Annotated in this window: 23 protein-coding genes, 1 pseudogene and 1 riboswitch; of the genes and pseudogenes, 4 read left to right on the top strand and 20 right to left on the bottom strand. The window is 41.7% G+C overall.

All coding sequences use genetic code 11. The features are described 5' to 3' along the window. Window positions 1-97 precede the first annotated feature (97 nt). Together MHI11_RS08150 and MHI11_RS08145 are read left to right on the top strand one after the other, a co-directional pair. Window positions 98-190, top strand: a complete 93-nt coding sequence (locus MHI11_RS08150) for a YjcZ family sporulation protein (RefSeq protein WP_012010430.1) — start codon at window positions 98-100, stop codon at window positions 188-190. Window positions 191-277: 87 nt separating this feature from the next. Further along, window positions 278-802 carry a DUF309 domain-containing protein gene (locus tag MHI11_RS08145; protein WP_044141077.1) on the top strand — a complete coding sequence of 175 codons (525 nt, stop codon included), beginning with the start codon at window positions 278-280 and terminating at the stop codon, window positions 800-802. 24 nt (window positions 803-826) lie between these two features. Here MHI11_RS08145 and MHI11_RS08140 read toward each other — a convergent pair whose 3' ends face one another. The 7 genes and pseudogenes from MHI11_RS08140 to MHI11_RS08110 all read right to left on the bottom strand — a co-directional run bounded on the left by MHI11_RS08140 (window position 827) and on the right by MHI11_RS08110 (window position 5,115). Continuing rightward, window positions 827-1,180: a GNAT family N-acetyltransferase gene (locus MHI11_RS08140; protein ID WP_003215830.1), complete on the bottom strand. Its 354-nt coding sequence runs from the start codon at window positions 1,178-1,180 to the stop codon at window positions 827-829. 113 nt (window positions 1,181-1,293) lie between these two features. Further along, window positions 1,294-1,758 (bottom strand): 6,7-dimethyl-8-ribityllumazine synthase, encoded by a 465-nt coding sequence (gene ribH, locus MHI11_RS08135; RefSeq protein ID WP_012010433.1) that lies wholly within the window; start codon window positions 1,756-1,758, stop codon window positions 1,294-1,296. 47 nt (window positions 1,759-1,805) lie between these two features. Then, window positions 1,806-2,411 (bottom strand): annotated as a pseudogene (gene ribB / locus MHI11_RS08130) (3,4-dihydroxy-2-butanone-4-phosphate synthase); the annotation flags it as partial. Window positions 2,412-2,422: 11 nt separating this feature from the next. Continuing rightward, window positions 2,423-3,073: a riboflavin synthase gene (ribE, locus tag MHI11_RS08125; protein ID WP_044141076.1), complete on the bottom strand. Its 651-nt coding sequence runs from the start codon at window positions 3,071-3,073 to the stop codon at window positions 2,423-2,425. Between the two features lie 254 nt (window positions 3,074-3,327). Further along, window positions 3,328-3,469, bottom strand: a riboswitch (FMN riboswitch). 104 nt (window positions 3,470-3,573) lie between these two features. Then, window positions 3,574-3,918, bottom strand: coding sequence for a hypothetical protein (locus MHI11_RS08120; RefSeq protein ID WP_044141075.1), 345 nt, complete (start codon window positions 3,916-3,918; stop codon window positions 3,574-3,576). Window positions 3,919-4,142: 224 nt separating this feature from the next. Beyond that, window positions 4,143-4,376, bottom strand: coding sequence for a DUF2164 domain-containing protein (locus tag MHI11_RS08115; RefSeq protein WP_340960819.1), 234 nt, complete (start codon window positions 4,374-4,376; stop codon window positions 4,143-4,145). Window positions 4,377-4,533: 157 nt separating this feature from the next. Further along, a complete protein-coding gene (locus MHI11_RS08110; protein WP_044141074.1) occupies window positions 4,534-5,115 on the bottom strand; it encodes a TetR/AcrR family transcriptional regulator in 582 nt (193 codons plus the stop codon). A 250-nt stretch (window positions 5,116-5,365) separates the two neighbouring features. On the opposite strand from MHI11_RS08110, the gene MHI11_RS08105 reads away from it, so the two are divergent. Further along, window positions 5,366-6,622, top strand: coding sequence for an MFS transporter (locus MHI11_RS08105; RefSeq protein ID WP_044141073.1), 1,257 nt, complete (start codon window positions 5,366-5,368; stop codon window positions 6,620-6,622). A gap of 36 nt (window positions 6,623-6,658) precedes the next feature. Here MHI11_RS08105 and MHI11_RS08100 read toward each other — a convergent pair whose 3' ends face one another. Then, complete coding sequence (locus MHI11_RS08100; RefSeq protein WP_003215505.1) at window positions 6,659-7,096, bottom strand: peptidylprolyl isomerase; 438 nt, start codon at window positions 7,094-7,096, stop codon at window positions 6,659-6,661. Between the two features lie 320 nt (window positions 7,097-7,416). Between MHI11_RS08100 and MHI11_RS08095 the strand changes: the two genes are divergently transcribed. Then, window positions 7,417-8,301: a DUF1002 domain-containing protein gene (locus MHI11_RS08095; protein WP_003215933.1), complete on the top strand. Its 885-nt coding sequence runs from the start codon at window positions 7,417-7,419 to the stop codon at window positions 8,299-8,301. Between the two features lie 39 nt (window positions 8,302-8,340). Here MHI11_RS08095 and lysA read toward each other — a convergent pair whose 3' ends face one another. The 12 genes from lysA to MHI11_RS08035 all read right to left on the bottom strand — a co-directional run bounded on the left by lysA (window position 8,341) and on the right by MHI11_RS08035 (window position 17,704). Further along, entirely contained in the window at window positions 8,341-9,666 is a 1,326-nt protein-coding gene (gene lysA / locus MHI11_RS08090; protein WP_044141072.1) for a diaminopimelate decarboxylase, read from the bottom strand. 116 nt (window positions 9,667-9,782) lie between these two features. Then, window positions 9,783-11,255 (bottom strand): spore germination protein, encoded by a 1,473-nt coding sequence (locus MHI11_RS08085; protein WP_044141071.1) that lies wholly within the window; start codon window positions 11,253-11,255, stop codon window positions 9,783-9,785. Then, entirely contained in the window at window positions 11,209-11,817 is a 609-nt protein-coding gene (locus tag MHI11_RS08080; protein ID WP_003216039.1) for a stage V sporulation protein AE, read from the bottom strand. The genes MHI11_RS08085 and MHI11_RS08080 overlap by 47 nt, the downstream gene beginning before the upstream one ends. A gap of 6 nt (window positions 11,818-11,823) precedes the next feature. Further along, a complete protein-coding gene (gene spoVAE / locus MHI11_RS08075) occupies window positions 11,824-12,174 on the bottom strand; it encodes a stage V sporulation protein AE (protein ID WP_007501045.1) in 351 nt (116 codons plus the stop codon). Next, the gene (gene spoVAD, locus MHI11_RS08070; RefSeq protein WP_044141070.1) at window positions 12,174-13,190 is read right to left on the bottom strand and encodes a stage V sporulation protein AD; all 1,017 of its coding nucleotides are present in this window, start codon (window positions 13,188-13,190) and stop codon (window positions 12,174-12,176) included. Before spoVAD ends, spoVAE begins: the two co-directional genes overlap by 1 nt. 12 nt (window positions 13,191-13,202) lie before the next feature. Next, window positions 13,203-13,655 carry a stage V sporulation protein AC gene (gene spoVAC / locus MHI11_RS08065; protein WP_003215687.1) on the bottom strand — a complete coding sequence of 151 codons (453 nt, stop codon included), beginning with the start codon at window positions 13,653-13,655 and terminating at the stop codon, window positions 13,203-13,205. 19 nt (window positions 13,656-13,674) lie between these two features. Then, entirely contained in the window at window positions 13,675-14,091 is a 417-nt protein-coding gene (locus tag MHI11_RS08060) for a stage V sporulation protein AB (RefSeq protein ID WP_044141069.1), read from the bottom strand. Continuing rightward, complete coding sequence (locus MHI11_RS08055; protein WP_044141068.1) at window positions 14,081-14,701, bottom strand: stage V sporulation protein AA; 621 nt, start codon at window positions 14,699-14,701, stop codon at window positions 14,081-14,083. The genes MHI11_RS08060 and MHI11_RS08055 overlap by 11 nt, the downstream gene beginning before the upstream one ends. 114 nt (window positions 14,702-14,815) lie before the next feature. Continuing rightward, window positions 14,816-15,583, bottom strand: a complete 768-nt coding sequence (gene sigF, locus MHI11_RS08050) for an RNA polymerase sporulation sigma factor SigF (protein WP_044141067.1) — start codon at window positions 15,581-15,583, stop codon at window positions 14,816-14,818. Window positions 15,584-15,596: 13 nt separating this feature from the next. Then, window positions 15,597-16,037, bottom strand: coding sequence for an anti-sigma F factor (spoIIAB, locus tag MHI11_RS08045; protein ID WP_012010447.1), 441 nt, complete (start codon window positions 16,035-16,037; stop codon window positions 15,597-15,599). Beyond that, window positions 16,034-16,387 (bottom strand): anti-sigma F factor antagonist, encoded by a 354-nt coding sequence (spoIIAA, locus tag MHI11_RS08040; RefSeq protein WP_044141066.1) that lies wholly within the window; start codon window positions 16,385-16,387, stop codon window positions 16,034-16,036. The genes spoIIAB and spoIIAA overlap by 4 nt, the downstream gene beginning before the upstream one ends. Before the next feature lie 162 nt (window positions 16,388-16,549). After that, a complete protein-coding gene (locus MHI11_RS08035) occupies window positions 16,550-17,704 on the bottom strand; it encodes a D-alanyl-D-alanine carboxypeptidase family protein (RefSeq protein WP_445661866.1) in 1,155 nt (384 codons plus the stop codon). Window positions 17,705-17,771: the final 67 nt, after the last annotated feature.

The following is a 17,771-nucleotide window of genomic DNA, read 5'->3' as shown; positions in this document are numbered from 1 at the left end:
AAATAAGAAAAACAGTGGTTTCGCCCATACCACTCAGGGCATTTATACATAGAATACCATTGTAAACAGAACTGATAAAAAAGGAGGCCGTATCATTATGGGAGATGGCTATAACTTTGGCGGAGGTTTCGCGCTTATTGTCGTGCTTTTCATCTTGCTGATCATCGTTGGCGCGGCTTGGGTTTATTAAAGAAACAGAGCGTCCTTTCAAGAAGGGCGCTCTTTCTTCTTTTCTTTTCAATATGTTAGACTGAGAGTGGAAAAGGAGATGACCACTGTGTATCCTGAAGCGTACGTGGCTTTTTTACATGAATTTCATACGACAAGAGATTATTTTGAGTGTCATGAAATTCTTGAGGAGTATTGGAAGGAAGACCCGCCTGAGCAGCGCAAAGAATATTGGGTTGGCTTCATTCAGCTTGCCGTTGCTTTGTATCATCAAAGACGGGGAAATGGAAAAGGTGCAAAACGGCTCATTTCAAATAGCCTCCACTTGCTGGAAGCAAACCGGCCCGTATTATCGAACCTCGGTCTGGATGATGAGGCATTTCTCAAACTTCTGAGAACGCTGAAGAAGAAAATGGCTGAAGACATGCCCTACGAAAGTGTGATGCTCCCGATTAAAGATGAAGCGCTCCTGTCTCTATGCCAAGAAACGGCTCAAAAAGAAGGACTGATCTTTGGTCAGGAGAGCAACTTATCCCACACATTTTTGATCGAAAAACATAGACTGCGTGACCGGACAGATGTATTGCTTGAACGAAAAAAGCAAATCGAACGTAAAAAAAGCAGAGGACTGTAGCCTCTGCTTTTACATGTGTGATATTTAGTTTGTTTCGCTGTGACACTTATGAAAGAAGCCTTGCGTTAATTCATTTGGAATGAGTGTTTTGGTTTTGAATACCTCTTCCACGGCTAAAACCATTTCCTTGCCGATTCCTTGATCTCGATGGGATGGATTCACACTAATATGCTCGATTTGTACTTGGTCGTCTGTTTTCAACACACCAATAGCACCTACGATATCCTCGCCATCTTTCCAAAGGAACAGCTGCCGATTTTCATCCATTTCATATGACTTCATCGTCTGCTGAAGCTGTTTGACGTCTTTCTCACCCGGCATGAAAGAGAGTAGCCCCATGGCAATTTTTTCAAAAGACCTCTTATAACGAATTAACATATATACCCCTCAATATTCAAATTATCCTTATGTCCAGCAAATGTCTCACGAATCATTTGCTCATCACACATTATAAACATTTTTATACCGTTTTTAAACTCTTTTTCACTAAATTAACGAAAGGTACGGTTGAGATTCGCCATTTCAATGGCAGCTGCAGCCGATTCGCTACCTTTATTTCCAGCTTTTGTACCGGCTCTTTCGATGGCTTGTTCAATGGATTCTGTTGTTAGTACACCAAAGATAATCGGTACCCCTGTTGACATGGCACTTTGAGCAATTCCTTTAGCGGCTTCATTACAAACATAATCGTAGTGAGTTGTTGCGCCCCGGATTACAGTTCCAAGTGTAATGACGGCATCGTATTTCTCTGTTTCAGCGAGTTTTTTTGCCATGTACGGAATTTCAAAAGCACCCGGTACCCACACGACATCAATATCGTCACCGTTTGCTCCGTGTCTGAGCAATGTATCTTCTGCTCCATCAAGCAGTTTACTTGTAATAAAGTCATTAAATCTTGCGACGACAATTGCAAATTTTAGTCCTTCTGCTACTACATGCCCTTGTATTGTATTCATATGTTGATCATCCTTTTTTGTGATTTTTATTTTGTTTCAATCGTTGCTGTTTCTTTATTAATTAAATAGGTTTGCAATGCTTCTATTGTCAGCATTTTTAAACCGTGCTGTTTTTGGATCTCTTTTAGTTCTGGAACACGCGCCATTGAGCCATCTACATTCATAATTTCACATATGACACCCGCTGGCTCTGAACCTGCCAGTTTCGCAAGATCTACCGCCGCCTCTGTATGACCTGGTCTTTCTAGTACGCCGCCTTCTTTTGCAATGAGCGGAAATACATGACCTGGGCGGGCAAATTCTTCTGGTGTTGCGTCTTTATTTAACATGGCAAGCATAGTCGTAGAGCGCTCAAAAGCACTAATTCCAGTCGTCGTTTTTACATGATCAATGCTCACTGTAAATGCTGTATGGTGAGCATCTGTATTTTCTTCTACCATTGGATGCAGGTTCAGGTGTTTAGCAATCGACGCATGGACCGGTGTACAAATGAGGCCTCTTCCATGTAAAGCCATAAAGTTAATCACTTCAGGCGTGGCGTGCTCAGCAAGTGCCACAAAATCTCCTTCGTTTTCTCTGTCTTCATCATCCACAACGATAATGATTTCTCCTTCTTTTAGAGCATTTACTGCTTCTTCTACTGAATGATACATACAATCGCCTCCTAGAATCCGTGCTCTTTTAAAAATGATGGGGTCAATCGGGATGGCTGCTTTTCATCTTGTTCTTTTGTTAAAAAGCGATAAATATATTTACCGATCATGTCACACTCTATATTCACGATCTCTCCCATAGATTTAGTCGGGAAAATAGTTCCTTCAAGCGTATGGGGAATAATAGAGACTGTGACGTGTGAATCTTGCAAATCGAAAATGGTTAAGCTGACACCATCTATTGCGATCGAACCCTTTTGCGTGAGCATATCTGTGAGGGTCTTTTCCATCTCTAAATCATAGTAAATGGCATTACTTTTCTTTTCTATTCGGGTAATGACTGCTGTCCCGTCAACATGTCCTGAGACAAAATGACCGCCGAATCGTCCATTCGAGGACATGGCCCGCTCTAAATTCACTGGACTGCCTGATGTCAGCTGATCCAGTGATGTCGCTTTGACCGTCTCTGGCATCACATCTGCTGCGAACTGTGCTTTTGTAAAGTTTGTGACTGTAAGACATACACCATTGATCGCAATACTGTCTCCAAGGTGAACATCTTCTAGCACACGGCTGCACTGAATGACAATTTCCATGGCATCTGCTGACTTTTTGCTTAATGACTGAACGGTGCCTACTTCTTCAATTATCCCCGTAAACATGTGATCCTCCCTTTCTTTTCATTTGTATTTCTCACTTTATAAAAAAGCGATGTTAGGGACATGTGATCGATTGAGCACCTTCGTCGCTTTTTATGGTCCATACAAGGTAGATGAGGGATCACCTAATAAACACTGCATGCCGGTCTATTAACTACATGTACATACAGAAAGCCCCGGAAAAAATTCCGGGGCTTTGGCTTTTTTGCATCAGAAATAAAACTATGATCAACAAATATTTTTTGTTCATAGCTTTCTTTATCCTTCTCCCATCCAGACTTTCACTGTCGGCTTCAGCTTTTCACTGAATCAACCGTTAATAAATTAACGGGTCACGGGCTGTAAAGCATTTGCTTTATTACCGTCGGTCGGGATTTTCACCCTGCCCCGAAGGATACAATCGATATTTAGCTGTCCTTAGGGGCTATTATAGCGATCCTTGTTGTCAAATGCAACAATCAAGATTTCTCACAAAAAAGCCTCCTTATAGGAAAGGAGACTTGTTAATTAACGACTTTTACTACTTTTATAAGACCATCTATTCTCTTTTCATTACTAAAGTAGGCTTTAATACGATCACCTTTCTTCAAGTCGACCACATCATCTTCGAATTTCTTTCCACTAAAAATGATTTTTGTGCCGTTTTTTGCTTGACCGTAATATTCATCTCCGTCAATTTTCGTAATGGTATATTCATAGATGGTATAATCTTTATCATTATTTGTTAAGCTTTCACCAATGGCTGTTGGCACATCTTCAATTTTCATGCCATTCATGTATAAATAACCTGCGCCTAAACAAAGCAGTAAAACAAATAAGATGGCCATTTTCAATTTAATTTTCCCCATATTTAGAACCTCCATCATCTGCACTTCGCCTATTTGTATGTTTTATTCCTTCTTTTGATGAAATAAAACCAAAAAAGCTGATTTCCATTAATGGTTACTTATATAACGATTGAGATGGACCTTTGGTTCCACCTTTTCATCATTACATATGATACGAATATGCGTTCTTTATTAAGGGGGTCTCTTTCCTCTTTATCAGTTAGCAAGGTACACATCATTAATGATCATCTTTTTTCGAGTGCGAATAAATCTTCCTCTAACAATTGCGATCTCTGAACAGCGATGTTCCGGCTGTCACGAACCCCTTGATTATAATAATAGCTTCCAAGGTTTTTTGTGATAAATTCTAGTATATTGATGGCTGCTAATTCACCAATTTCTTCTTCTCGTTCTTCGGCAAAATAACGCTGAATGGCAATCATCATGTGATTTTTTTCTTCTTTTGTTAATGGTTTCAAATTATCTCCTGCTTTCTTTCAGCACGACCACGGTTTTTAGATTTGTACTGACAATGTGGCGACACCCACAAATGCGAATGTTTGTTCTCTTATCATATCACAAAATCGAATTTTGTCCATCACTCTTATAGTAGGAGGATGCCATAGCATGTTGTCATTATTTTAATATGGAAAGTATCGTCGCTACAGAATGATCTACAAATGAACGCTCTGTACGAGATTTCATGAGGACGGTCAGTCCAATGAAAGAAACGACCAGTGTTTGTGCTAAAGCTTTAGCATTCAGGCTTTTTTTGAGCTCACCCGAGCGAATACCTTGAACAATTCTTTCTTCGAAAATGACGGAAAGATACATCTGATGCTCTCTTGTAAGAATTTCAAATTTCTCTTCGTGTGGCGCAAGTTCCACTATTGTATTGATGCAAAAACACCCTTTACTCGGACCATCTCTATATTCCTCTTCTACTAAATCTGCAAATAATGCATGAAATGCTTCCTTGACAGAAAGATTGTTTTGAAGTTTTGTTCGAATATGAGCAGCATGCTGCTTTGTATATTTGCGTAATGCGGCCTCAAATAATTCCTCTTTATCTCCAAACGCTGAGTATAAACTTGGCCGCTGTATTCCCATTTTTTCAGTCAAATCACTTAATGTAGTGGCCCTATACCCCTTTTCCCAAAAAAGCACCATTGCCTCATCCAACGCTTTTTCCTTGTCAAATTCCCGTTGTCGAACCATCAGCAATTCCTCATTTCAACATTAAAATTTCTTCACAAAGTCAGACATCTATTTTTTGATATTATTCTCTATTTGATTACCAATCGGTATATTATAATTTTATTTTATCGACGTATGATTGTCAAATTGCCTTCCTCTTTCAAGATGAAAGTATTGACTTTAAAATGTTTTGTTGGTTATCCTTAACAGGAATCATAATATACCGATCAGTATATTATACTTTTTAGTACAAAAGGAGACGACGACATGCATGGTGAAAGAAAAAATCACTTCCATAGAACATCTTGAATTGGAAACGACTCATTTACAAAACAAACCGAAACAAGCGATGACTCGCTATATGGCTCTGCTTTTTGCGTCAGCCTGCGGGATGGCAGTTGCAAACATATACTTTGCACAACCGTTATTAGACTCCCTCGCATCCGAGTTTGGCATCACCTATTCATCCATTGGCATCGTCATTACGATTACTCAGCTTTGTTATGCACTAGGACTGCTACTGATCGTACCACTTGGTGATCTGTTCAATCAAAGGCGGCTCATCATGGCTCAGATGCTTGTATCCGTATTATCTCTGATTCTAGTCGGCATCGCCCCTACTGCCACCGTCCTGTTCATAGGGCTGGCTGTCGTCGGCATGCTTGCTGTGGTCACTCAGGTACTCGTAGCGTTCGCAGCGACATGGGCTGCTCCTGAAGAACGAGGCCGTATCGTGGGCTTGGTTCAAAGTGGCATTGTGATTGGTATTCTTCTCGCACGAACGTTTGCTGGTGTACTAACTGATCTCGCCGGCTGGAGGTCAGTCTATCTCGTGTCTGCCGTTATGATGCTCATCATAACCGCCGTGTTATACCGGTATCTCCCGCGCACTGCCAGCAAGAGAGCGTCTATATCCTATATGAAGCTGCTCGCTTCAATGTTTACATTGTTCAGACAAGAACGAATTCTTCGCATCCGAGGCATACTGGGTTTACTGATCTTTATCGTGTTTGGCACGTTGTGGACTTCGCTCGTGCTGCCTCTCAGCAGCTCGCCATACAATCTTTCACATACGGCAATTGGTGCATTTGGTCTTGCCGGAGTTGCTGGTGCATTAGGCGCGGCTCGGGCTGGAGGCCTTGCTGATCGAGGCTTAGGACAATTAACAACTTGTATAGCCCTTGTCCTATTACTTGTTTCATGGTTTTTTATCTTTTTCACTGAATATTCACTTATTTTATTAATCATCGGTATTATTATTCTTGACCTATCTGTGCAGGCTGTACATGTGACCAACCAAAGTATGATTTTCACAGTGCTGCCTGAGGCGAGAAGCCGGCTCACTGCTGCTTATATGATTTTTTACTCCATCGGCAGTGCGACTGGTTCCATTGCTTCCACTAGCATATACGCAAACAATGGCTGGAGCGGAGTATGTTTATTTGGCGCCTCTGTTAGCGCCATTGCCCTTTTATATTGGTTCATCACCTACCGCCTCACGGAACAAATAACCGTAAAATCAGATTGATAATAAAAAAACACCGCGTTTAAGCGGTGTTTTGGATTAAGCATCGAAAACTTCGACTTTTTCCATTCCTTGGCCTTGTTCCATATCTAGAACAGCCTCGATACCAGATGTTACTTTGCCAAAAACAGTGTGAACACCGTTTAAGTGCGGCTGCGGGTCATGGACGATAAAGAATTGGCTACCGCCCGTGTCTTTACCAGCATGCGCCATTGATAATGAACCTCTTTCGTGTTGATGTGGATTCCCTTCTGTTTCACATTTAATTGTGTAACCAGGACCACCAGTTCCATTACCGTTTGGATCGCCGCCTTGGCTTACGAAGCCTGGGATAACGCGGTGGAATTTCAATCCATCGTAGAAGCCTTCATTCGCTAATTTTTCAAAGTTTGCTACTGTACCTGGAGCAGCCTCTGGGTATAGTTCAAACTCAAGTTTCTTACCATTCGTTAGTTGTATGTATCCTTTTTTTGCCATTTTTCACATTCTCCTTTCAGGTTAAACAACGCTCATTATAGCACATTTTCGGTCATGTTAAACATCCCCTGCTCTTGATTGTGATTTACCTCTTTTCTTAGGATTGATACAATAGAAGAGCTTGATCCTTTTTTCCTATTAAATTGGTGACAGAATGAGCAACATGTCTTTATTTTTTGGAAAAGGAAAACATCTTAAAAAGAAAATTGAAACGTCGAATCGATTTGTTACGTCTATATGATGGAGTACATTTCTTTACGTGTACTCAAAAGATGAGTTTCTCTTGAAAGAGGAACCCTTTCGACTTGAAGGAGGTCAACATGTTTAAAAAATCAATGCTTAGTATGATGGCAGCGCTCCTTTTCCTCATTGGTGCGCCAAAAGTCAGCTTAGCGGATGCAGCTGTCGGCGATGTCATCGTCACACTTGGGCAAGACTTAACTCCGGCTGATCGCCAGAAGGTGCTTGACGAGTTGAATCCACCTGAAAATGCGACAAAAATTGAAGTAACCAATAAAGAAGAGCATGAATATTTAGGAAAGTATATCCCTCGTTCTTCTATCGGGACGAGAGCATTATCATCTTCATCTATCACCATTGAAAAATCAGGTACTGGTCTGACTGTGGATACACATAACATCAAGACCATTACAGATGAGATGTATTTAAATGCTTTAATGACAGCCGGTGTCAAGGATGCTAAGGTTGTTGTGACTGCACCGTTTGAAGTTTCTGGTACAGCCGCACTTACGGGTTTATTAAAAGCCTATGAAGTGTCTAGCGACAAAGCCATTCCAGAAGATGTGAAGCAGGTAGCAAACGAAGAGCTTGTGACAACGTCTAAATTGGGTGACTCCATCGGGAAAGACAATGCTTCTGCCCTTATCGCAAAAATCAAGGATGACATTGCGAAAAATGGTGTCCCTAAAACAACAAAAGAAGTAGAAGAAAAAGTGGATCAGGCTGCTTCTGATTTAAACTTAAATCTAACGCAAGATCAAAAGGATCAGCTTATTTCTCTATTCGATAAAATGAAGAACATCAATATCGATTGGAACCAGGTAGGATCTCAAATCGATAAAGCAAAAGACAAGATTACGAAATTCATAGAATCAGATGAAGGGAAAAACCTACTTCAAAAGATTTGGGATTTCTTTGTCTCCATTTGGAACGCGATCGTCTCTGTATTTACTGGAGGAAAATAAGTCATTATAAAAAGCTGCCTGATGTACAGGCAGCTTTTTTTACATAGATGATTTCACTTTTGATTGATACGGTAAATCAAGTTTGACAATATCCGCATATGTTTCACGTTCAACCACAAGCTGCGCTTCCCCGTCTTCTACAAATACAACAGCCGGGCGCGGGATGCGGTTATAGTTATTTGACATACTGTAGCCGTAAGCTCCGGTACAAAAGACAGCTAATAAATCTCCTTGTGATAACTCTGGCAGATCGATATCCCAAATAAGCATATCTCCGCTTTCACAGCATTTCCCTGCAATAGAAACTGTTTGATCGTGCGATTGGCTCATTTTGTTGGCACTTGCCGCTTCATATTTCGCTTGATATAAAGCTGGACGAATGTTGTCACTCATTCCCCCATCTACCGCAACATAATCGCGAATGCCAGGTACGTGTTTTGATGAACCGATCGTATAAAGCGTTGTCCCTGCGTCACCAACAAGAGAGCGGCCTGGCTCAATCCAAATCTCCGGCATATCAAACGCATAGCGTGTCACGTTCTCTTTTACAGCTTGGATAATTTTCTCGACGTATTCTGTCGCAGGAAGTGGTTCATCTTCTTCTGTATAACGGATGCCAAAGCCGCCGCCTAAGTTTAACACGGTCGAAATAAAACCAAATGATTCTCTCCATTCATCCAGCTTCAAAAAGATCTTGTCTGCTGCAAGGACAAAACCAGCTGTATCAAATATTTGTGAACCAATATGGCAATGAACGCCTAACAGCTCGATCACTTCTGATCCAAGTACTTGTTTCACCGCTTCATCTGCTTGTCCATTGTGAAGGTCAAAGCCAAATTTGGAATCCTCTTGGCCTGTTGTAATGTAATCATGCGTATGCGCTTCGACACCTGGTGTGATACGCAGCAGCACTTTCACCTGTTTTGACAGCTCTTGACCAAGCTCTTCAATGAGCTTCATTTCGTAAAAATTATCTACAACGATACAGCCGATCTCGTGCTCTAACGCCATTTTTAATTCATCTCTACTTTTATTGTTGCCATGGAAATGAATTTTTTCGACCGGAAACCCAGCGCAAATGGCTGTGTGAAGCTCCCCGCCTGATACGACATCAAGAGATAATCCTTCTTCCTTGGCAAGCTGAAACATCGCGATGGAGGAAAATGCTTTACTCGCATATGCTACCTGCGCTTTTAACTCTTCTTCTATAAATGCTTTTTGAAAGCTTTTTGCACGCTCCCGTATTAAAGCCACATCATATACATAAAGTGGTGTCCCATACGTTTCAGCTAAAGAAACGGCATCAACACCACCAATTTCTAAATGACCGAGTTCATTTTGTCTGCAAGTGCCATGTAAATACAATGTCATTCCCTCTTTCTCCGCCTCGGCTGAAAAAAGACAGCTGCGTGAGCTGCCTTTTTGCCGTTTCTCAAAGTTAAAAATACAATATCACAATCTTCAGCCACTTTCAATGAGCGTTAAGAATTTGGTGGAATTTTTGATCTGTTTTGAGGGTGAACAATGCTTGGCCTTACTTTTGAGCCAGGAACAGACGTCCGAATCAGCACTTGCCACAAAGCCTTCCCATTAAAAGGAATAAACGGCCACATATAAGGCGTCTGCAATGAACGAATGGATGTTAAGTAGATGAGTAACAACGTAAAACCAATGATGAGTCCATTCAGCTTAAAGATCGCCACGAGCGCTAATATGATGAGTCGTACAATCTTATTGGCGACACTCAGCTCATAGCTTGGGGTTGTAAATGTACCAATTGCCGCTAGTGAGACGTATAAAATGACCTCTGGTGTAAATAAACCGACATCAATAGCAATTTGCCCAATTAAAACAGCCGCAATCAGTCCCATGGCGGTCGACAATGCGGTTGGCGTATGAATTGCAGCCATCCTTAAAAATTCCACCCCAAAATCAGCTAGAAATACTTGTAAAATCACTGGAATATGGGACGGTTTGTTAAAGCCAATATAGCTTAAATGATCTGGCAGAAGACTTGGTTCAAGGATAAACAGAAACCAAATTGGTAAAAGAAACGTTGAACATAAAATGCCTAAAAAGCGTACCCATCTTAGGAACGTACCAACTGCGGGTGCTTGGCGGTATTCTTCTGCATGTTGAACGTGGTGAAAAATGGTGGTTGGCGTAATGATGACACTAGGAGATGTATCCGTAATGATGATGACATGCCCTTCTAGTATATGGTTAGCGGCGACATCTGGACGCTCGGTGTAACGTACAAGGGGAAAGGGATTGTATCCTTGTTTAATAATGAATTCTTCAATTGTTTTATCAGACATTGTCAACCCGTCGACTTTGATTCCTGACACTTCTTTCTCTATGATATCGACAAGATCTGGGTCCGCAATATCTTCAATGTAGCAAACACATACATCCGCTTTCGAACGTTCGCCTACTTTGAGCATTTTGTATCTCAGTTTTTCATCTCGCACCCGTCTTCGTATGAGTGCTGTATTGACAATAATGTTTTCAACAAAACCGTCTCTTGCGCCCCGGACAACCTTTTCTGTATCCGGCTCCTCTGGCATTCTGCCAGGATAGCTTCTGACATCAATGATAAATGCGTAGTTTTCACCTTCAACTACAACTGCCACAAGGCCCGACAGCACTTGGTCTACCGCTTCATCAAGTGTTTCAACCTTTGAGACCTGCTGATTGACAAGACGATTCTCAATCACACGGGCCATGTCATCTGATTCAGGTTCGTTGTCATTGATTTCAACTAGCTCTTTTAATAAGTAGATGACATACTGTGTGTCACACAGTCCATTTACATAGTAAAGTTGGATTTCCTGATCGTGTATATAAATTTTCCGCACGCCAAGGTCAAAGCTGAGACCCATTCCGACATTTTCTTTAAAGTAATCTTCATTTTTCTTCGGATCTCGGTACACGTTTACCTTGTCTTTCTTCATGGAAACCACTCCTTTCTAAAATTAATTCGACTGCTTTCATTGTGATCGGAGACCCTTTGCTCAGATCATCTTTCCGTCCCATTTTTCCAATATCTCCAATTCCAACAACAAACGGAAGATCGAGCGAATCAAGACAATACACGGTATCTCCGCTCATTTTATGAGGCTCCATCTCAGGAAGACCATGCTTGTCGACACCGTATTCTGTCAGTTCACCCTCCCGGTCAATGGAAACATGAACCTTTGTCCATTCAGCTTGATGCGTTTTGGATGCAACGGCGATCGCCCCAATGACTTCAATTTCAGGATGACGCGCCACATGCTTCATCGCTATCTCCCCTGTTCCTTCACCTGTCAGACCAGAATCATCAAACATGACAAACACTGGATCATTCGGCGTTTTTAAAATCATCTGCACAAGTTCAGGTCCTGTTCGTTTGCTTGGATTTCCTTTTGAGCTGGAAATACATCGCCCACCGACATTTTTAGCAGCAAGCTCAATGGTTTTGGCAGCATATATATCTCCGTCTGTCACTAAAATGACTTTCCGTCTTTGCCCCATATTAGGTTATCCTTTCGGTTTAAAGATAAGAGCGATAATAAATGAGAATAAAATCGCAGCTGAAATTCCAGCAGAAGTTAATTCAAAAATACCGATCCCGATTCCAATGAACCCGTGTACATCTGCCTGATGCATCGCCCCATGAAGCAAGCTATGACCAAAACTGACGATTGGTACGGTTGCGCCCGCACCTGCAAATTCAATAAATTTATCATAAATACCGAATCCGTCTAAGATGGTACCCGCCACAACAAAGGTGGTCATGACATGTGCAGGCGTAAGTTTGAGTACGTCTAGTAAAAGCTGGCCAATGACGCAAATAAGTCCGCCTGCAACAAAAGCGATAAGATAATCCATTAGCTCTCTCCTCCTGCACGCTCAAATACGACACCGTGCGCAATGGTTGGAATGGTCTCTTTTTGCTGGACCATCATTGGACTTAGAAGCGCTCCGGTTGCCACAACGAGTACTCTTTGCAGATTCCCTGCTTTCATTTCTTGAAAAATGTGACTAAATGTCACAACAGCTGAACAAGCACAGCCGCTCCCACCAGCGAATACATTTTGATCGGGTGTATAGATAATTAAACCGCAATCATCATGCTTCCTCCCAAGCTGAATGCCTTCTTCCTTCAGAAGATCCTTTAAAATTGGTGAACCAATACCAGATAAATCCCCTGTTAAAATCAGATCGTAATCGTCCACCGTTCTTCCGAGATCTTCTAAATGCTGCTTGATGGTATCTGCCGCTGCCGGAGCCATGGCCGATCCCATGTCAAATGGATCTGTAATTCCAAGATCCATCACCCTGCCTACTGTAGCGCTTGTAATTTGAATTGGAGAGGGCTCTTGGCTAATAATAACGGCCCCGCTCCCAGTGACGGTACTTGTGGCTGTATCTGGTTTTTGTCCCCCGTATTCTGTTGGATTACGAAATTGGCGTTCTGCCGTTGCATTATGACTGCTTGTAGCTGCAATGGCTCTATTGGCAAAACCGCCATCAATGAGTGCTGACGCAATGGCGACCGATTCCATTGAGGTTGAGCATGCCCCAAACAAACAAAGAAACGGGATTTTCAGTTCTCTTGCCACATAGTTTGCTGTGACGTTTTGATTGAGTAAATCTCCTGCGAGCAATAGATCAATATCGCTTTTTTGCAAATTTGCTTTTGATAAAGCACTGGATATCGCATCTTCCATAAGTTTTCTTTCAGCCATTTCCCAGTTCTTTTGATCACAATGGATTTCGTCATACGTTTTATCAATTAAATGACCAATCGGTCCTTCTTTTTCTTTCGGCCCTGCAGCTGTTCCCTCTGCATTGACGTAAAGCTTGTGCTCAAAAACCCAAGATTGTTTACCTGTTAGTTTCACGATTCATTCCTCCTACGAAAACATCTTTTCCAAGACGTATCGAATGATCCCTACGACATATGCCGAAACGACACCAAATACAATGACGTTCCCAGCAAGCTTAAACATATTGGTGGCAACCCCTAAAACAAGCCCTTCACTTCTATGCTCAAGGGCAGCACTTGTCATACTGTTTGCAAATCCTGTCACCGGAACAGCCGATCCCGCTCCGGCAAACTGGCCGATTCTATCATAAATACCGATACCAGTTAATATAGAAGAAATTAAAATGAGGGTCGCCACTGTTGGGTTCCCTGCTGTTTTTTCATTAAAATCAAAAAAGTGAATATAGAAATGTTGCAGCCCCTCGCCTATGGCACAGATCAATCCACCAACAAGAAAAGCCTTGATGCAGTTGAGGACATAAGGAGGTTTGGGCTGATACGTTTTCACCTTAGATGGATAGTTCTCTTTTAAACTCGACACGGTTGTTCCCTCCAAATTTTTAAATATAAATCAGCCAATGGAATAGTGAACCAAATACTTTGCCTAAGACAATGGCCATGAGAAGCAAAACAATTTTCCCGTCCATTCCAATTCTTTTCGTTAATATAGGAAGTACATTTAATACTTCAGTCAGCGCAGCTGCAAGCATGCCGACGAAAATGCCAGCCAAAAGACCGATCGGGAGCGCCAGCCATTTGGATAAATGCAAATGCACCTCGCTCAAGGTTGCCCAGCCGCCAACGACCGCCCCGGTGATGACAGCTGCCTCGTATCCTTGTATGAAGCGCTGCGTTTTCGTTAATTGCATTAAACGAGGGATGATGCCAAGCACTGTGAGAAATGCCACAAACCCTGCTCCTACCGTTAAACCGCCGCCAAGTCCAACTAACGCGACAAAAAGCCACTTACCGATCATGGATATCTTTCATTGTCTCTTTATTTTCTTTAAGGGCGACATAATGATCGAGATCGAGCTGATATTTAAACATCTCCACTTCAAGCGGACTTGGTTCTTCATTTAAACGCTTTTTAAATACATGATTGAAAAATAAAATCATGCCAAAGCCTAGACCGAAGCTATATGGAATTTGCAATAAATAAGGATGCTCAACCGTTTTTCCTGTGATCATTTCATATAGGCGGATATGAACGAGCCGCATACTGACATCCTCGTGGAAATTCATAATGGCAAGCGCCGCTCCGACAAATAATAAAAGCCACACGAACACAAATAAAACGGAAGAAAGCTGGCGTTTGCCTGTATCAATTTCAACAATGGCTTCAGCGCCTCCGACGGTTTGAATGTCGATGTCTGGCCATGTTTTTTTGATCGTTTTGACCACATGCATGATATCAAGAACGGCGATGTGACGATCCTTTTTACTGACATGATATATCGGCATCTTGCTAAGCTTTTGCACAGCAAACTCATCACCAGTGATTTGGGCGATATCTTCTAAATAAATGAGCTGATCATTACCGGTCTTAATGCGATGGCGTAGCCGAAGAAAGATTTGTCCGTCCATCCAAGTCACTTCCTATACGATGGGTTAAAAATAGTATGTGGTGAAAAATGGTTCTCATACCGAGAGAACTTGATTTACCGGTAATTACCACACGAAAAAAGCCAGCCGAATTGGCTAGCTCTCTTTTTGATCCATTTGCATTTGGATTTGTTTTAAAATTTTCTTTTCAAGCCGCGAGACTTGTACTTGTGAAATGCCGAGTCTCTCCGCTACCTCAGATTGTGTTTGATCTTTATAATATCTTAAGTACACAATGAGTTTTTCTCGTTCTTCTAATTCCTTGATCGCTTCTTTCAGCGCGATTTTATCAAACCATCTTTCTTCTGAATGATCGGCAATTTGATCAAGTAATGTAATCGGGTCCCCGTCATTTTCATACACCGTTTCATGAATCGACGACGGCGTTCGGACCGCTTCTTGAGCGAGGACGACATCCTCTGGTGTGATATCTAGATATTCGGCTATTTCCAGGACGGTCGGCATTCTTCCGTGAGACTTAGACAATTCATCTCTTGCCCGCCGGATTTTATTACCAAGTTCCTTTAGTGACCGGCTGACTTTGACTGTTCCATCATCTCGAATGAATCGCTGGATTTCACCAATGATCATTGGGACAGCATAGGTCGAAAACTTCACATCATATGACAAATCAAATTTATCAACAGATTTTAGCAGTCCAATACAGCCAATTTGAAACAAATCATCTGGTTCATATCCTCTATTTAAAAAGCGCTGAACAACGGACCAAACAAGACGCATGTTTTTTTCTACGAGGAGGTCTCTTGCTTGCTGATCACCGTCTTGGCTTTTTTTGATGAGCTCTTTGACTTCATCATTTGACAGCTGGGCTTTTTTTGCTTGCTTTTTTACCTCCACATCCATATGAGCAGCTCCTTTAATTACAAAGCGCTTTGCTTTTTGATAGATGCTTTGTTAAACGGATGGTTGTGCCCATTTCTGGAGATGAGTCTATCATGACATCATCCATAAAATTCTCCATAATGGTAAAGCCCATTCCAGAGCGTTCTAAGTCTGGTTTTGTCGTGAAAAGCGGCTGTCTTGCTTCCTCAAGATCTGTAATGCCCATTCCTTCGTCACGGATGGTGAGGTACACAACATGGTCATCAAGTGTGACTTCGATATGCACCTTGCCATCTGGATTTCCATCATAGCCATGGATAATGGAGTTTGTCACCGCCTCTGACACAACGGTTTTGATTTCTGTTAATTCATCTAATGTCGGATCAAGCTGGGCGATAAACGCCGCGACTGTCACCCTCGCAAAGGATTCATTTTGACTTAATGCAGAGAAGGTCAGGTTCATTTCATTCCTCATGATGCCACCCCCAATGTTTGCAATGCCGTTTGCTCTGAAGGCTCCATACGGATGATTTTAAATAAGCCAGACATATCAAATAACCGGTTCACTGCTGGCGAAATAGCACAGACGACCATTTCTCCGCCAAGCTGCTTAATTTCTTTATATCTTCCTAAAATCACTCCGAGACCTGAGCTGTCCATAAACGTTAAATCAGCCAAATTGAGCACAATGTGGCGAATGTCCTCTGTTTCCAAATAATTCGTCACCTTTTGTCTCAATGTTTCTGCGGAGTGATGATCGAGCTCTCCTGTTAATCGAATGCAAAGTACGCTCTCTTTTACTTGAAAATGAATATCAAGGCTCATCTTTTTATTCCTCCTTGCTCTAATTTCGGATAAAGATTGTTTCTCTTTTTTATCAAGTAAATCCTTCACCATGACAAAACTAGTGATCATTCGTCACATTTAGATGTTCTTTTCTTCTTTCTCATAGCAAAAAGACTGCCTGTTTCAGCAGCCTTCTCCTTTTTATTTCCATTTCACAAATTCAGCCATCGCTCGTTTGAAGAATGTCCAAACGCCCGCTTTTTCCATTCCTTCTTTGGCTTGAACAGGGCTTTCATGCAACACTTTTCCGTCTTTTTTCAAGACAATGGTTCCAAGTTCCGTTCCTTTTGAGAATGGGGCCGTAACATCCTGAGACAGTTTGATTTCTTTTTTTATCTGATCCACATTTTCGCCTTTTTTCGTTAAAAGGGAGATTGGTTCAGAGGTGACAAGCTTAATTTTTTTCTTTGTCCCTTTGCTTACCTTGATTTCGGCTACATCTTGTCCTCGTTTGTAAAGCGGGTGTGTGGTGTATTGACTAAATGCATAGTCTAACATTTTGACCACTTGAGCGTTTCTGTCTTTTGGTGTACTTGCGCCGAAGACAACTGCAATGACGCGCATGTTTCCTTTTTTAGCGGATGCAGTCAAACAGTATTTGGCTTCCCCTGTAAAACCTGTTTTCAGCCCATCCACACCTGGATGAAATTTAATCAATCGGTTCGTATTCACAAGCCAGAATTTTTTATCTGTGTTTTGACGGAGATAGTCTTCGTAGACACCTGTGAATTTGGTGATTTGTTCATATTTCAACAGCTCTTTTGCCATTTTTGCCATATCATGAGCTGTACTGTAATGGTCTTTTTCAGGAAGTCCTGTTGGGTTTTGAAAGACCGTAGAGGTGAGACCGAGTTCTTTTGCCTTTTTGTTCATTTGCTCGACAAACTGTTCTTCAGATCCGGCAATATGCTCTGCCAAGGCAACTGAAGCATCATTTCCAGACGCAATCGCAATGCCTTTCAGCATTTCTTTCACGGTCATTTCTTCTCCAGGTTCAAGGAAGATTTGTGACCCTCCCATTGAAGCTGCATAGTCACTTGTTCTTACCTTGTCAGTCATTTTCAGTTTTCCTTGATCAATGGCTTCCATGATGAGAAGCATCGTCATGATTTTAGTCATACTTGCGGGTGCCAGCTTTTCATCGCTGTTTTTGTTGTAAAGCACTTTTCCCGTGTCACGTTCTATTAAGATGGCTGATTTGGCTTCGTGCACCAATTCTGATGTTTGTTTTTCTTCTGGTTTTTCAATTTTTTCTTTTGCTATCGCTGATGGTGAAACCATTGAGATAATGATCATTAAAATAAACAATGCACATATATGACGTTTCAAGTGGCAGACCTCCATTATCGTAATCCTTTCTATT

Source organism: Bacillus sp. FSL K6-3312, from assembly GCF_038007485.1.
Classification (GTDB): Bacteria; Bacillota; Bacilli; order Bacillales; family Bacillaceae; genus Bacillus; species Bacillus pumilus.
The sequence above is the reverse complement of the archived record's forward strand: the minus strand, read 5'-3'. Positions and strand labels throughout refer to the sequence as shown.

Coding starts and splice junctions, on each gene's coding strand:
- MHI11_RS08150 (WP_012010430.1), top strand. CDS start 98: ATGGGAGATGGCTATAACTTTGGCGGAGGTTTCGCGCTTATTGTCGTG.
- MHI11_RS08140 (WP_003215830.1), bottom strand. CDS start 1,180: ATGTTAATTCGTTATAAGAGGTCTTTTGAAAAAATTGCCATGGGGCTA.
- ribH (WP_012010433.1), bottom strand. CDS start 1,758: ATGAATACAATACAAGGGCATGTAGTAGCAGAAGGACTAAAATTTGCA.
- ribE (WP_044141076.1), bottom strand. CDS start 3,073: ATGTTTACGGGGATAATTGAAGAAGTAGGCACCGTTCAGTCATTAAGC.
- MHI11_RS08120 (WP_044141075.1), bottom strand. CDS start 3,918: ATGGGGAAAATTAAATTGAAAATGGCCATCTTATTTGTTTTACTGCTT.
- MHI11_RS08110 (WP_044141074.1), bottom strand. CDS start 5,115: ATGGTTCGACAACGGGAATTTGACAAGGAAAAAGCGTTGGATGAGGCA.
- MHI11_RS08105 (WP_044141073.1), top strand. CDS start 5,366: ATGGTGAAAGAAAAAATCACTTCCATAGAACATCTTGAATTGGAAACG.
- MHI11_RS08100 (WP_003215505.1), bottom strand. CDS start 7,096: ATGGCAAAAAAAGGATACATACAACTAACGAATGGTAAGAAACTTGAG.
- MHI11_RS08095 (WP_003215933.1), top strand. CDS start 7,417: ATGTTTAAAAAATCAATGCTTAGTATGATGGCAGCGCTCCTTTTCCTC.
- MHI11_RS08085 (WP_044141071.1), bottom strand. CDS start 11,255: ATGAAGAAAGACAAGGTAAACGTGTACCGAGATCCGAAGAAAAATGAA.
- MHI11_RS08080 (WP_003216039.1), bottom strand. CDS start 11,817: ATGGGGCAAAGACGGAAAGTCATTTTAGTGACAGACGGAGATATATAT.
- spoVAE (WP_007501045.1), bottom strand. CDS start 12,174: ATGGATTATCTTATCGCTTTTGTTGCAGGCGGACTTATTTGCGTCATT.
- MHI11_RS08060 (WP_044141069.1), bottom strand. CDS start 14,091: ATGATCGGTAAGTGGCTTTTTGTCGCGTTAGTTGGACTTGGCGGCGGT.
- MHI11_RS08055 (WP_044141068.1), bottom strand. CDS start 14,701: ATGGACGGACAAATCTTTCTTCGGCTACGCCATCGCATTAAGACCGGT.
- sigF (WP_044141067.1), bottom strand. CDS start 15,583: ATGGATGTGGAGGTAAAAAAGCAAGCAAAAAAAGCCCAGCTGTCAAAT.
- spoIIAB (WP_012010447.1), bottom strand. CDS start 16,037: ATGAGGAATGAAATGAACCTGACCTTCTCTGCATTAAGTCAAAATGAA.
- spoIIAA (WP_044141066.1), bottom strand. CDS start 16,387: ATGAGCCTTGATATTCATTTTCAAGTAAAAGAGAGCGTACTTTGCATT.
- MHI11_RS08035 (WP_445661866.1), bottom strand. CDS start 17,704: ATGATCATTATCTCAATGGTTTCACCATCAGCGATAGCAAAAGAAAAA.